This is a genomic window from Ruminococcus sp. (genome assembly GCF_019423705.1).
Classification (GTDB): domain Bacteria; phylum Bacillota; class Clostridia; order Oscillospirales; family Ruminococcaceae; genus Hominimerdicola.
In genome coordinates, this window is sequence record NZ_JAHZAX010000013.1 from 27,353 (window position 1) to 42,339 (window position 14,987).

Consider the following 14,987-nt stretch of genomic DNA (forward strand, 5'->3'; position numbering starts at 1 on the left):
CAGGCGGATATACTCCGCCTGTTGTTGAGTAAAAAGGAAAATCTACGAGGAGGACTTTTAATGTACAAGCAGGGCAAATACCCCATAGTTTCAAAAAAGACCCTTGCAAAAGGAATTTTTGACATTGAGATCTACTGTCCACACATTGCAAAAGCCGCAAAGGCAGGACAGTTCGCACAAGTTCAGGCAGAGGGATTTTTCCTCCGCAGACCTATCTCGATCTGCGATATCGACAAGGACAAGGGCACTATCCGCCTTGTTTTCGAGGTAAGAGGTCACGGCACAGACAGGATAAGCGAGCTCAACAATGGCGATCTTATCGACATCATCGCACCGCTGGGCAACGGCTTCAAGGTGCTTGAAAAGGGCAAAAAGGCTGTCTGTATCGGCGGCGGTATCGGCACGCCTCCAATGGTCGGCATTGCGAAGGAATACGGCGAGAACGCCACAGTTATAAGCGGTTTCAGAAACGCTGCTGCGGTCATTTTGCAGGAGGATTTCAAGGCAATGGGCTGCAACGCTCAGCTTTGCACAGATGACGGCTCGGCAGGCAGAAAGGGCTTTGTAACAGACGCTTTGCTTGACGTGCTCAAGACGGAAAAAACCGACATCGTTTATGCCTGCGGCCCGATGATAATGCTCAAAAACATCACGAAGATATGCGAAGAGAACGGCATTTATTGTCAGGTTTCCCTCGAGCAGAGAATGGCTTGCGGCGTAGGTGCGTGCCTTGTATGCGTATGCCGCACGGTCAAGGACGGACAGGAGTTCAATTCCCACGTCTGCAAGGACGGCCCTGTATTCGACAGCAAGGAGGTATTGTTCGATGAATAGGATAAATGTAAATTTCTGCGGTGTTGAATTTAAGAACCCTGTTGTTCCTGCCAGCGGAACATTCGGCTATGGCAGAGAGTACGAACAGTTCTATCCTCTTTCAAAGCTGGGCGGAATTTCCGTCAAGGGCACGACCCTTCACAGACGTGAGGGCAACCCTGGTCCGAGAGTTGCGGAGACCCCAAGCGGAATGCTCAACTCTGTTGGACTTCAAAACGGCGGCGTTGACAAGTTCATAAATTACGAGCTGCCGAACCTTGTGACAAAGGACACGAGGATAATCGCAAACATCGCAGGTTCGACTATCGAAGAGTGTGCGGAGCTTGCGGAGAAGCTTAACGGCACGGCTGTTGATATGATCGAGCTGAACATTTCCTGCCCGAACGTAAAGCAGGGCGGCGCAGCATTCGGCACGGACTGCAACGTTGCAGGCGCAGTAACAAAGGCTGTCAAGGACGTGACTGAGAAGCCCCTTATGGTAAAGCTTTCGCCGAATGTCACCAGCATTGTTGACATTGCGAAATCCGTTGAAGCCAATGGTGCGGACGCAGTTTCGCTCATAAACACACTTCTCGGAATGCGCATTGACATCAAGACACGCAGGCCAATCCTCAAAAACAACGTTGGCGGACTGTCGGGTCCTGCGGTATTCCCTGTTGCAGTTAGAATGGTATGGCAGGTCGCAAACGCCGTAAATATCCCTGTTATGGGAATGGGCGGAATCGCCACTTGGGAGGACGCAATCGAGATGATGATGGCAGGCGCAGGCGCAATTCAGGTCGGCGCAGCTATTTTCGCAGACCCATATGCTCCTGTCAAGATCGCAGAGGGTATGCAGAAGTTCTGCGAGGAAAATGGTATCAAAAACATTTCTGAGATCGTGGGCAGCGTTAAGCCGTGGTGATCAGATAACACATAAGTATACAAGAGCAGCTCGTTGATGATAACACGTCACCAACGAGCTGTTTTTATTTAGCCAAAAGCGGAATAAAAATCTATACAAAATTTCCTCGCCATAGCCTAAACCTATACCCATCTAACAAAATAAAGTATTTTACAACTCGGCTAAATTAGTTTATAATACTAACATAACGATATGACCTATCAAAACAGTAGAATTTAGGAGGAGCAAAATGAAAACATCTATTATCGGCTATCCGAGAATCGGCTCGCTGAGAGAGCTTAAATTTGCGGAAGAGAAATATTTCAGAAACGAGATCAGCGCTGAGGAGCTTGTGAATACTGCAAAGGCGCTGAGGACGGAGAACCTTGAGGCGCAGAAGGCGAGCGAACTTGACTTTGTGCCGTCGAACGACTTTTCTTACTATGACGGTATGCTTGATACCGCCGTGCTGCTGGGAGCTGTTCCTGCACGTTATGCGCAGCTGGGGCTTTCGCCGCTGGACACTTATTTTGCAATGGCGAGAGGCTATCAGGGCGAAAAGGGCGATGTTAAGGCTCTGGCGATGAAAAAGTGGTTCAACACAAACTATCATTATATGGTTCCCGAGATCGGCGACGACACAAAGCTTGAACTTTCCGATACAAAGCCTTTCGACCTCTTCTCCGAGGCGCTTGAGCAGGGCGTAACAACAAAGCCTGTTATCATCGGCGCTTACACTTTCTTGAAGTTGGCAAGATACACGAGCAAAAAGTCCGCCGCTGACTTCGCTGACGCTGCCGCAAAGGTCTACGCAAAGATCATCGCAAAGCTTTCAGCCCTCGGCGCAAAGTGGATACAGTTCGACGAGCCTTGCCTTGTGAAGGATATGGCCGCCGAGGACATTGCGCTTTTCACCTCGATATACAAAAATATCCTCAGCGTAAAGGGCAATGTCAAGGTGCTCTTGCAGACATATTTCGGCGACGTTCGTGACTGCTATGACGACATTTGCAAACTGAGTTTTGACGGTATCGGCCTTGACTTCGTTGAGGGCATCAAGACCCTTGAGCTTGTTAATGAAAAGGGCTTCCCGAAGGGCAAAATTCTTTTCGCAGGCCTTGTAAATGGCAAAAATATTTGGAAAAACCACTATTCTAAGACGCTTGATATCATCGCAAAGCTTCAGAAAAACTGCGGCGAGATCGTGCTGAACACTTCCTGTTCCCTGCTCCACGTTCCGTATACACTCAGTCACGAAAGCAAGCTTTCCGCCGAGCACAAGAGCTATTTCGCATATGCTGAGGAAAAGCTTGACGAGCTTGCAGAGCTAAAGGAGATAATCGCAGGCGGTGCGAGCGACAAGCTTGACGCAAATGTAAAGCTGTTCACTCAGCCGAGAAGCGGTGCTGACAAGGCCGTAACAGAGCGTGTGGCAAAGCTCACCGACAAAGATTTTATTAGACTTCCAGAATTCGCAGAGCGTGAAAAGGTACAAAAGGCTGAGTTTTCTCTGCCGCTGCTGCCGACAACGACTATCGGCTCATTCCCACAGACCGCCGAGGTCAGAAAGAACCGTGCTCAGTTCCGCAAGGGCGAACTTGCTGAGGCTGATTACGACAAGTTCATCAGCGAAAAGATCACAGACTGTATTCGCTTGCAGGAAAAGATAGGCATTGACGTGCTCGTTCACGGCGAATTCGAGCGCAACGATATGGTGGAATATTTCGGCGAGTGCCTTGATGGCTATATCTTCACAGAAAAGGCGTGGGTGCAGTCCTATGGCACACGCTGCGTAAAACCCCCCGTCGTATGGGGCGATATCTCGAGAGCGAAGCCGATGACTGTCAAGTGGTCGAAATTTGCTCAGAGCCTTACTGACAAGCCTGTCAAGGGTATGCTCACAGGCCCAGTAACGATCCTCAACTGGTCGTTCCCGAGAGAGGATATCTCCCTCAAAGAGTCCGCAATGCAGATCGCACTTGCTATCCGTGACGAGGTGCTTGACCTTGAAGCAAACGGCATTAAGATAATTCAGGTGGACGAGGCCGCTCTCCGTGAGAAGCTTCCGCTTAGAAAATCCGATTGGCACAGCGAGTATCTTGACTGGGCTATTCCTGCGTTCCGCCTTGTTCACAGCGGCGTAAAGGCTGACACACAGATACACACGCATATGTGTTACAGCGAGTTCGCCGACATTATCAAGGATATCGACGATATGGACGCCGACGTTATCACCTTCGAGGCTTCACGTTCCGATCTGACTATTCTTGACGTACTAAAGGAAAACAACTTCCGCACAGAGGTTGGCCCAGGCGTTTACGATATCCATTCGCCGAGAGTGCCTTCAACTGACGAGATAGTGACCGCTCTGCACAAAATGCTTGACAGGATACCAAAGGAAAAGCTTTGGGTGAACCCCGACTGCGGTCTTAAAACAAGAGGCGAGGCGGAGACTATCCCGAGCCTTGAAAATCTTGTTGCCGCTGCAAAGAAAGTCCGCAGCGAGATATAACCAACTTAGCCAACACAATTTCATACTAAATTACATACCTAAAAAGCAAAAGTGCTGCAACCGATTTCAAGTTGCAGCACTTTTGTGTTGTGTATATAAATTTCAGAATAAAATTTACGCCGTCTGATCGAATTGTGAATTATAAAGCTCGCTGTAAAAGCCGCCCTGCGCCATAAGCTGATCGTGGCTGCCCTGCTCGATGATATCGCCGTCTTTCATCACGAGGATAAGGTCGGCGTCACGGATAGTGGAAAGTCTGTGGGCGATGATAAAGCTTGTTCTGCCCTTCATAAGATTGTCCATTGCCTTTTGTATCATAATCTCGGTTCGGGTATCGACAGATGAAGTCGCCTCGTCGAGAATGAGTATCTTGTTGTCCGCAAGGATAGCACGGGCGATAGTGAGAAGCTGCTTCTGACCCTGTGAAACGTTGGAAGCTTCCTCGTTGAGCACCATATTATATCCACCCGGCAGGGTCTCGATAAAGTGGTGAACGTGGGCTGCCTTTGCGGCTGCGATGACTTCCTCGTCCGTTGCGTCAAGTCTGCCGTAGCGGATATTCTCCATAATAGTGCCGTTGAATAGCCAAGTATCTTGAAGCACCATTCCGAAAGCTTCTCTAAGCTCGCTGCGGTCAAAGCTTGTGATATCATTGCCGTCAATGCTTATCTTTCCGCCGTTAAGATCATAAAAACGCATAAGCAGCTTGACCATTGTGGTCTTGCCTGCGCCTGTCGGACCGACTATCGCTATCTTTTGACCCTCTTTCACCTTTGCTGAAAAGTCGTGGATAATGATCTTATCGTCATTGTAACCGAACTTAACGTGGTCGAACTCAACGTTTGCCTTTACGTCGCCAATAGATACAGATGCGTGGTTTTCAGCGGCCTGAGGCTCTTCATCCTCTTCGAGAAATTCAAATATTCTCTCAGCTGCCGCAGCGGTCGACTGTATCATTGAAGATACCTGTGCAAGCTGCTGGATAGGCTGTGTAAAGCTCTTTACATACTGGATAAATGACTGGATATCGCCAACGGTTATCTTGCCTTCCATTGCAAGATATGCGCCGAAAACTGCCACGGCAACATAGCCGAGGTTGCCGACAAACTGCATAATAGGCATCATAATGCCCGAAATGAACTGCGATTTCCAAGCAGAAGTATAAAGCACGTTGTTCGCCTTATCGAAATCTGCAAGAACGGCCTGCTCACGGTTGAAAGCCTTTACAACGTTGTGTCCGCCATAGACCTCTTCAACCTGTCCGTTGACGTGGCCGAGATATTCCTGCTGATCGTGGAAATATTTCTGCGAATGTTTTACCACAATGCCAACGATAACGCCCGAAAGGGGCACGATAACAAGTGCGATAAGTGTGAGCATCGGGCTAATGGTGAGCATCATGATCAGTATTCCGATAACAGTCGTCACGGAGGTGATGAACTGCGTAATGGACTGGTTAAGGCTCATACCAAGGGTGTCGACGTCGTTTGTGACGTGTGAAAGCACCTCGCCGTGTGTGCGCTTGTCGAAATAATTCATCGGCATACGGTCTATCTTCTTTGAGATATCACGTCTGAGCTGGTAACAAACTTTCTGCGAAACGCTTGTCATAATAAAGCCCTGAATGAACTGGAAAAGCGCTGAAATAAGGTACATTCCCAGCAGGATAAGAAGTATCTTGCCTATCTTTGTGAAGTCGATACCGCCTGTGCCTGCTATCTTGTCGACAAGTCCGTCAAAAAGTGCGTCCGTCGCCTTTGCAAGGACTTTCGGGCCTGCGATGGAGAATATCGTGCTGCCAATGGCGAATATCATAACCGCAAGGACGGCAAACTTAAAGTTTTTCATATACTTTATAAGCTTGCCAACAGAGCCCTTGAAGTCCTTTGCTTTCTCGCCTGCGCCCATTCCCATAGGGCCACGCCTTCTCATTGGTCTTGAAGCCTGTGCCATTTTACAGCACCTCCTTTCCCTGCTCGAACTGCGCAGCTTGCGCAAGCTGTGCCTCGAACTCAGCCTCAGAAAGCTGAGACTTGACTATCTGCGTATAAACAGGACAATTCCTGATAAGTTCCATATGGGTGCCCTGTCCTGCGATCTTGCCCTCATCGAGGACGATGATGTTGTCCGCATTCATAATGGTGACGATCCTCTGCGCCACGATAAGCACGGTGCAGTCCTTGATATTCTCGCCCAGCGCTTTTCTAAGCGTTACGTCCGTCTTGAAGTCAAGGGCTGAGAATGAGTCATCAAAGAGCAATATCTTCGGCTTCTTCGCAATAGCTCTTGCGATAGAAAGGCGCTGCTTCTGTCCGCCGGATACGTTGGTACCACCCTGTGCTATGGGGCTGTCATACTTGTCGGGCTTTGCTTCGATGAACTCATCAGCCTGTGCGATCTGCGCCGCCTTAACAAGCTGTTCCATTGGTGCGCCCTCGCATCCGAAGGAAAGGTTCGACTTAACATCGCCCGAGAAAAGCACGCCCTTTTGCGGCACAAAGCCGATCGCTTCACGGAGATTGTGCTGAGTATAGTCTCTTATATCTCTGCCGTCAATGGTTATCTTTCCGCCTGTAACGTCGTAAAAACGTGGGATAAGGTGGATAAGGGTAGATTTACCGCTGCCCGTTGAACCGATTATCGCCGTGGTCTGACCGGGCTTTGCGACAAAGTCGATATCCTCGAGAACGTCCTTATCGGCGTTGTCATAATGGAAATCAACGTGTTCAAATCTTACCTCGCCCTTTTCGATTTTCACGTCGTCAGAAGCTTCATCGCTGTCAACGACTGAGGACTCAGTCGTGATTATCTCGTCAACTCTCTGCGCAGCAACGGAAGCTCTCGGCAGCATAACGGACATCATCGAAAGCATAAGGAAAGACATTATTATCATCATCGAATATGTGATGAATGCGATCATACTGCCCACCTGAAGGTTGCCCATATCGATCTGCTTTGAAGCCACCCACACGATAAGGACGGAAATGGCGTTCATAATAAGCATCATAACAGGCATCATAAATGTCATTACACGGTTGGTGAAGAGCATTGTTTTGGTAAGGTCTTTATTGGTGTCGTCAAAGCGCTGCTCCTCGTATTTCTCTCTTGAGAAAGCTCTTATAACAGGCAGACCTGTCAATATCTCACGGGTGACGAGGTTGAGCTTATCCACCTTTGTCTGCATAATCCTGAACTTAGGCATCGCAACTTTCATAAGCACGAATACCACCGCCAGCACCGCAATAATTGCCACGCCGATTATCCAAACCATACTTGTGTTTGTGCTGAGCACCTTCATGATACCGCCAACGCAGAGTATCGGCGCATAAAGCACCATTCTGAGCATCATTGTGAGCACCATTTGTATCTGCTGGATATCGTTTGTGGAACGTGTTATCAGCGATGAAGTCGAGAACTTGTCTATCTCGGCATTTGAGAAGCTTATTACCTTTTTGAACACGCCTACACGCAGGTCAAGTCCAACGCCTGCGCCTATCTTTGCGGCAAGGTAGCAAATTGCGATAGTGCAAAGCATTATCACCGCAGCCATTGCCAGCATAAGTCCGCCCTCTTTGAAGAGGTAAGCTTTCTGCACGCCGTCGATATCAACGCCCATTGCAGGATATTCGCTCTTCCAAAACGCCTTTGCGGACTGTTCGATCATCGTATCTGACATTGCGCTGTATTTTTCTTCAACGCTCTTTCGCATTTCAACGCCGTCGATAGCGCCTGCCTTTATCATATCGAGGACGGTCATATCAGCCATTGCGGACATATCAATATCTGCGCTGTTTTCGCTGGCTTGTGCCGTATGTTCAGCATTTGCGCTGTCTGCGTCCGCCTGTCCCTGAGCCTGCGCCGCCATATCTTCGGGCTTCATTTGAAGTGCTGCCGAATATGTCAGCACGGCGCCGCCGAAAGCTTCGTCAAGATCGTCAAGTGTCTGCTTATCCTTGACGTCAAGCTCATAGACCTTTCCCTCGGGGGTACCGTCAGCAAGTGGGACATCGCAATCCTTTATGCTGTCACGCAGCTTATAGCTATCCTCCACAAGCTTCTTTTCATCATCGCTCATAAAAAGCTCTATGCCCTCCAATGAGCTTTCGCTTATAACTTTCGGGCACACACGGTCGATACCGCTTTGCATTATGCCAGTATCGAGTATGTCCGCCGTGTAATCGGGCAGCGAAAGGTCACAATAGGCCTGCACGATAAGCAGGACAAATATGACCGCAACTCCGGCGGCATATTTTTTCAGGTACTTGAATATTTTACCCATTACTCATTTTACCTAGCCTTTCCAGTTTGTTTTTCAAACAAACTTTTGCTTTTCCTCTTTCGCTATCTCAACAAGCTCTTCTGCAAGGTCGAGATACTGTTTTGTTTTTTTCTCGCCGAAGCGTTCAAAAACTCTGTCAACGAACTTCTTATAGGAACGCATTGCCTCTTTCCACTTCTCAAAGCCCTCTTCCGTCAGGCAGACCTTTACGCCACGCCTGTCGCCCTCGTCGGTATAGCGTGTAACTATGCCACGCTTTTCAAGGCTCGTGATAGTTTTTGTCGCCATTGCCGGCGAGACGTTCATTCCTGCGGAGATATATTTCATTGACACGCCTTTGCCCACAGGGCTTTCCTTGCAGGCCATTCCCACGGTTATCATTATTATTCTTGACACAGCAAAAAATTCGCTGTCGCTAAAAACATTCTGCATTTTATAAAACTTTACATTTTTGAGCCGTGCGTGAAAAGACATAAACCGCTCCGCTATGCTCTGCTCTTCTGCCATTTATTTCACCACCTTTAATTTTCACTCGGTTAATATTTCACTCGGTAAACTAAATAAAATTATAACACACGCACCCTGCTATGTCAACGATATTTTTCACAAATATGCACAAAGAACTGTTACTGGCATTAGCGATATTGTCATAAAGAAAACCTTATAAATTTCTTAACTTCATTGCAATGGGATTCAAAACGTGCTATAATAATAATCGACAAAGGGTGACTTTGTACAAATTCAAATTTCAAAACAAAACAGACAGAAGAGAGGACAAAAGAGATCATGATGTTGAGATTTTTGTGTCTTGCCACCTCAGTGATAACATTTTTTACAATGTTTGGCTGCGGCAGCGTTGACACAGATGAAAGCTCCGAGGGCGATGTTTCACAGGCGCAAGCGCAGTCCCAGACGGGTTCTGACGCTCAAAGCGGCTCTGCAAAGGATATCCTTTCGCAGATCAATGACGACAACCTCACCGCTTCGGCATATTATGGCGATGATACATACACAAAAAATGCCGAAAAGCTTTACGGCATTGCTGCCGATGACATTGCGGACGGCGGAATAATCTACGCCGCTGATGGTGGACTTGCGGACGAGGTGTCGATCATCAAGTTGGCGGACGGGTCAAGCGCGCAATCTGCGCTTTCAAGTCGAGTTGATTACAGGCTCAATCAGTTCGAGAATTACAAGCCCGAGGAAACCAAAAAGATAGAAGCCGCCCAGATATTTCAGGCCGGCGATTACTGGGTGCTCGTGATATCGGACAATGCACAGGATATTTCAGACAAAATAAAGACATTAGCAGGTGAATAAAATTGGCAATGACTAGGACAACAAAAATGAACAAGAACAACGGAAAAAAGAAAGCTATAATTTTTGCACTTTGCGTGGCTTGCCTTTCAACAAGCTTTGCAGGCTGCTCAAAGGCTTCAAAGACTGACACCAAAGGAACTTCAAAAAGCGTTTCGACCTCTGCGAAAGACTCTGACGATTCGGACAGCTCTGATCTCAGCCAGCAGGTGAAAGATCTTCAAGGACAGCTGGATGATCTCAAAACACAGCTTCAAAACACTTTCGGCGAAGATCTTTTCAATGGTGACGGCGATATCACAGACATAAGCGGCGATGTTCACGAAATTTATGACGACACGGCGGTGGTAGAGGCTTACAAGTCTGGGGACGATTCAAAGCTCACCGATGACAAGGACAAATATATCCTCAAAGAGCTCAAAAAGGCGGTTTCCGAGATAATCAAGGACGGAATGAGCGATTACGACAAGGAAAAGGCCGTTTACGATTATGTTTTCAGCGGCACGCATTTCAATGACGATTCCCTTTCAGCTATCGTTGACGAGGACAGCGACAAGTATTCCCACACGCCTTACGGATTTTTCCACGATCACAGCACTATCTGCGTCGGCAACGCCACCACGATCAAGCTTTTCCTTGACGTTCTTGGAATCGACAGCAAGATAATCCACTCCACCGAACAGGGCGAGCACGCTTGGAACGTTGTTCAGATAGACGGCAAATGGTATCACGTTGACGTGACCTTTGATGGCGGCGACGAGACCCCCGACTACGCATATTTCAACGTGCCCGACTCGGTCAAGGACGACGGTTCTTATCCTTGGAACAAGAGCGATTTCCCTGCCTGCACCTCAACGGACAAGTGCCTTATCTGCGAAAATGCAAAGAAGCTTTCCGACATTTACGCATTGCCCGGCGAGCTGAAAAAGCTTATCTCTGAGGGCGAAGGTTCGGCATATTACTACATCGAAGTGCCCGAGGGCGTTGACACAAGCAGCGTTTCGGAGCAGCTCACCGACGTTATGGAAAATCTTATCTCAAACGTTGCAAACATCAGCACGTCGTCAGTTATCATCACAGAGGACGGCAAAAAGGCTTGCTTTGGCGTGACCTACACCGACTATTCAGATTACGACATAAGCGATGATGATGAAAATGTTCTCGGCATTGATTACAGTAAGCTTGCCGACGAACTGAAAGATCAGCTTGGCTCAAATTATGTGGGTAATGCTGGCGGGTTAAATGGTATGGTCAATTTTTGATGGTAAACTTGGGCTGAAATAAAATTGCATATTACATAAAGAAAAAGCGGTTGAATTATCAGCCGCTTTTTTGTGTCTAATAAAGCCAAAGGACGAGCAGTATAAAACTGTTCGTCCCATGACTTTTTATATCGGATTTGATCGAAGAAAGCTTTGTAAAGTTTGTTGCGTTCGGAGTCACCATTCAGAAAACTGACTTGCTGCCCCTTTCCGATCATATCTTGAATTCTTTATGTTGCGTGATAATTAGCTCTCAAAGAGTGCTGTTGAGAGATATCTCTCACCTGTGTCTGGGAGAAGAGCTACGATAGTCTTGCCCTTGTTCTCTGGTCTCTTGGAAAGAATTTCAGCAGCCTTGAGCGCAGCGCCGGAAGAGATACCAACGAGGATACCCTCTGTCTTTGCGAACTTGTTGCCTGTCTTGAATGCGTCCTCATTCTCGATAGGAAGGATCTCGTCATAAACCTTTGTGTCGAGAACATCTGGAACGAAGCCAGCGCCGATACCCTGAATCTTGTGCGGACCAGCCTTGCCCTGTGAAAGTACAGGTGAAGTTGCAGGCTCAACAGCAACGATCTTAACGTTAGGGTTCTTGGACTTGAGATACTGACCAACGCCTGTTACAGTTCCGCCTGTGCCAACGCCTGCGATGAAGATATCTACCTTTCCGTCTGTGTCGTCCCAAATCTCAGGACCTGTTGTTGCAAAGTGAGCAGCCGGGTTAGCTGGGTTTACGAACTGACCGAGGATAACTGCGTTCTCAATCTCGCCCTTGAGCTCGTCAGCCTTCTTGATTGCGCCTGTCATACCCTTTGCGCCCTCTGTAAGAACGATCTCTGCACCGTATGCATTGAGAAGATTTCTTCTCTCGATACTCATGGTCTCTGGCATTGTAAGGATAACCTTGTAACCTTTTGATACGCCGACAGCCGCAAGACCGATACCTGTATTGCCGGAAGTTGGCTCGATGATAGTTGCGCCCTTCTTGAGCACGCCCTTCTTTTCAGCCTCTTCGATCATTGCAAGCGCAACTCTGTCCTTTACGCTTCCTGCTGGGTTGAAGTATTCAAGCTTTGCTAGGATAGTCGCCTCAGCCTCAACAGCCTTTTCAAAATTAACAGCTTCGATTATTGGAGTTTTGCCGATAAGCTCCGAAACGCCCTTGTAGATCTTTGACATTGTGATCAACCTCCAAATATAAAAACTTATTTTCAGCGCTTTCGCCACGACACCAAAATACCGATATAAAAATTTGCGCCGTCAACTTTTTGTACGCTGTGTTATTTTCTATGATTATAATATATCACTTTATTCCTACTATGTCAATGGGAATAATATGCTTTCTATCTTTTGCACAACAGAATTTATTTTTCCACTCTTATAATATACAATTTGCACTAAAAATCATACTCTGTGATACAATAAGCCTTGCCATTTTCATCACAAAGCTGAACAAAATAAGCGTTGCCCTGTGAGCTTATGAGCGTCTTGACCTGCTCGCCACGCTTGACGGGCTTCTTGTATTCAATGCGTATGCGCTTGACTGCGGTCTCATTATCAACAAATTCGTCTGTGATATCAAGATAGCGTGCATTGTTGACGTGCTTGTTCATATCTATATGGCACTTTGATATCTGCACATCTGGTATCTCTGTTTCAATGCTGTCAGGCAGAGAGATTTTTCTCGGCAGATATTCCATATCAAATTTCGGGTAAAGCTTCACCCTGTCAACAAGCTCCTGCGGTACTTTTATTGGGCGCTGGGTAGCGTTATCCATAAACGCTCCCGAAGCGATGGACGCAATGCAAGGCTTGCCGTCACCGCCGAAAATTATGGTGTTACGAAAGCCGTACATACGCTTTAGCTCATAAGTCCAAGTCTTGACGGTGAGCTGTTCCATATATTCGGGGCGGCGGTAAAAGTCTATCTGCCGTGACACAAGGAACATCACGCAGTTTTCCTCCTCGAAAAATGGCGCCATAACGGGGTGGGTGTCAAGGTGTATTATGGAGCAGTCCTGCAAAAAGTCCACAATTGCGCTGTTTTTTATAACACCGTCTCTGCCGATATTGCTGCAATTGACGGTTCGTTTCATTTGGTACATTTTTATGCCTCCGATCTCTATGTCATTTGATTATATCATAATACAATTATACACCACGCCGAAATCAATTGCAAGCAGCCCAAAGTAAAAAAGCCCTGCGCACGCAATTTTGCATACGCAGGACTGAAAAATCCAATATTTATTTGCTGAGATCAACATTTCTAACGGCGTCTCTTACCTTGAGAACGAAAGTCGGCGAAACTGAAAGCTCGTCAATGCCCATTCTGAGGAAAGTCTCGGTCAGCGAAGTGTCGGCCGCAAGCTCGCCGCAAATGCCTATCCAAGCGCCGTGCTTGTGAGCGTTCTCGGCGGACATCTCGATAAGGCGAAGAATGGCCTCGTGGTGAGTGTCGCAGAACTGCTCGATATCGGGGTTCTGTCTGTCGCAAGCGAGGGTGTACTGTGTTAGGTCGTTTGTACCAACGCTGAAAAAGTCCACCATCGGCGCAAGCTTGTCGCTTATTATGGCAGCGGCAGGGGTCTCGATCATAATGCCAAGCTCCGTGTCCTTGCTGTATTCAATGCCCTGCTCGTCAAGTTCCGCCTTTACCTCGTTGCACATATCGAGGGCTTTCTGCACCTCTGAAACGCTTGTAATCATCGGGAACATAATGCCGAGATTGCCGTAAACGGAAGCCCTGAACAGCGCTCTAAGCTGGGTCTTGAATATCTCGGGGCGTGTAAGGCAAATTCTTATCGCCCTGTAACCGAGGGCTGGGTTATCTTCCTTTTTCAGTCCGAAATAATCCACCTGCTTGTCTGCGCCGATATCGAGGGTACGGATTATGACTTTTTTGCCTGCCATACTCTCGAGGACACGCTTGTATGCGTGGAACTGCTGCTCCTCCGTTGGGAAGTCTGTGTTTTCAAGATAAAGGAACTCGCTTCTGAACAGGCCGATTCCGCCAGCGTCATTGAACAGCACCGCACCGATATTGTCAACGCTGCCGATATTTGCGTAAATGTTTATTTTTCTGCCGTCCTTTGTGACATTTTCCTTGCCCTTGAGGTCTTGCAGCAGGCGCTTTTTTTCCTCGTCCTCGTCACGCTTGCGCTGGAGCTTTGCTGTGGTCTCCTCGTCTGGGTCAACAAAAATTTCGCCTGTAAAGCCGTCAACGATAGCCGTGTCGCCGTCCTTTATCTCAGCAAGGAACTGTTCGCCAACGCCGATAACAGCAGGGATATTCATATTTCTCGCAAGGATGGCCGTGTGAGAATTTGACGAGCCGTGAGCCGTCACGAAAGCAAGCACCTTGTCCTTGTCAAGTGAGATAGTCTCGCTTGGCGCAAGATCGTCAGCGCAAACTATCATCTTGTCGTTTGACTCTGCACCATCGGCAACATTGCCTGTAAGATTTGCGATTATCCTGTTTGAAATGTCCTTGACGTCGGCGGCACGAGCCTGCATATAAGGGTCGTCCATTGAAGCGAACATTTCCGCAAAGTTGTCGGCCGTTATGGCAACGGCGTACTCAGCGTTGACCTTCTGACTGTCGATTATATTCTCGATAGACTCGTTGTAATCATCGTCGTCAAGCATCATCATATGGATCTCAAAGATCTGTGCGTTTGTCTCGCCAACCTCTTTCAGCGCCTTTTCATATATAGCCTGAAGCTGATTTGAAGCGGCTTCCTTTGCCTTTGCCACTCTCTGCTTTTCGTGCTCGCTGTCCTCCGTGCGGACACGCTTGATAGTTGTATCCTGCTTCTTGAAAATGGATATCTTTCCGATCGCTACTGCTCCGTAAACGCCTTTTCCGATGTAAGTTCTCATTGTCGATCAGCTCCTTATAAT

Annotated in this window: 11 protein-coding genes; 5 read left to right on the forward strand and 6 right to left on the reverse strand. The window is 47.8% G+C overall.

Going from position 1 to position 14,987, the window contains the following annotated elements; genetic code table 11:
- The first annotated feature begins 60 nt into the window (after positions 1-60).
- From QZ371_RS10495 to metE, 3 genes are all read left to right on the forward strand, one after another.
- Positions 61-834, forward strand: a complete 774-nt coding sequence (locus QZ371_RS10495; RefSeq protein WP_295212377.1) for a dihydroorotate dehydrogenase electron transfer subunit — start codon at positions 61-63, stop codon at positions 832-834.
- Entirely contained in the window at positions 827-1,738 is a 912-nt protein-coding gene (locus tag QZ371_RS10500) for a dihydroorotate dehydrogenase (protein ID WP_295212381.1), read from the forward strand. Before QZ371_RS10495 ends, QZ371_RS10500 begins: the two co-directional genes overlap by 8 nt.
- Before the next feature lie 229 nt (positions 1,739-1,967).
- Entirely contained in the window at positions 1,968-4,229 is a 2,262-nt protein-coding gene (gene metE, locus QZ371_RS10505; protein ID WP_295212385.1) for a 5-methyltetrahydropteroyltriglutamate--homocysteine S-methyltransferase, read from the forward strand.
- A gap of 114 nt (positions 4,230-4,343) precedes the next feature.
- Here metE and QZ371_RS10510 read toward each other — a convergent pair whose 3' ends face one another.
- The 3 genes from QZ371_RS10510 to QZ371_RS10520 are packed head-to-tail and all read right to left on the reverse strand — an operon-like array spanning position 4,344 to position 9,015.
- The gene (locus QZ371_RS10510) at positions 4,344-6,182 is read right to left on the reverse strand and encodes an ABC transporter ATP-binding protein (protein ID WP_295212389.1); all 1,839 of its coding nucleotides are present in this window, start codon (positions 6,180-6,182) and stop codon (positions 4,344-4,346) included.
- 1 nt (position 6,183) lies between these two features.
- Entirely contained in the window at positions 6,184-8,508 is a 2,325-nt protein-coding gene (locus QZ371_RS10515; RefSeq protein WP_295212394.1) for an ABC transporter ATP-binding protein, read from the reverse strand.
- A gap of 33 nt (positions 8,509-8,541) precedes the next feature.
- A complete protein-coding gene (locus tag QZ371_RS10520; protein WP_295212411.1) occupies positions 8,542-9,015 on the reverse strand; it encodes a MarR family transcriptional regulator in 474 nt (157 codons plus the stop codon).
- A gap of 279 nt (positions 9,016-9,294) precedes the next feature.
- Between QZ371_RS10520 and QZ371_RS10525 the strand changes: the two genes are divergently transcribed.
- Positions 9,295-9,828: a DUF4358 domain-containing protein gene (locus tag QZ371_RS10525; RefSeq protein WP_295212416.1), complete on the forward strand. Its 534-nt coding sequence runs from the start codon at positions 9,295-9,297 to the stop codon at positions 9,826-9,828.
- A gap of 26 nt (positions 9,829-9,854) precedes the next feature.
- A complete protein-coding gene (locus tag QZ371_RS10530; RefSeq protein ID WP_295212437.1) occupies positions 9,855-11,087 on the forward strand; it encodes a transglutaminase domain-containing protein in 1,233 nt (410 codons plus the stop codon).
- A gap of 246 nt (positions 11,088-11,333) precedes the next feature.
- On the opposite strand, the gene cysK is transcribed toward QZ371_RS10530, so the two are convergent.
- The 3 genes from cysK to ptsP form a co-directional block, all read right to left on the reverse strand.
- Positions 11,334-12,266 carry a cysteine synthase A gene (cysK, locus tag QZ371_RS10535; protein WP_295212449.1) on the reverse strand — a complete coding sequence of 311 codons (933 nt, stop codon included), beginning with the start codon at positions 12,264-12,266 and terminating at the stop codon, positions 11,334-11,336.
- Positions 12,267-12,484: 218 nt separating this feature from the next.
- Positions 12,485-13,192 carry an acyl-ACP thioesterase domain-containing protein gene (locus QZ371_RS10540; RefSeq protein WP_295212472.1) on the reverse strand — a complete coding sequence of 236 codons (708 nt, stop codon included), beginning with the start codon at positions 13,190-13,192 and terminating at the stop codon, positions 12,485-12,487.
- Positions 13,193-13,331: 139 nt separating this feature from the next.
- Positions 13,332-14,966, reverse strand: coding sequence for a phosphoenolpyruvate--protein phosphotransferase (gene ptsP, locus QZ371_RS10545; RefSeq protein WP_295212477.1), 1,635 nt, complete (start codon positions 14,964-14,966; stop codon positions 13,332-13,334).
- Positions 14,967-14,987 lie beyond the last annotated feature (21 nt).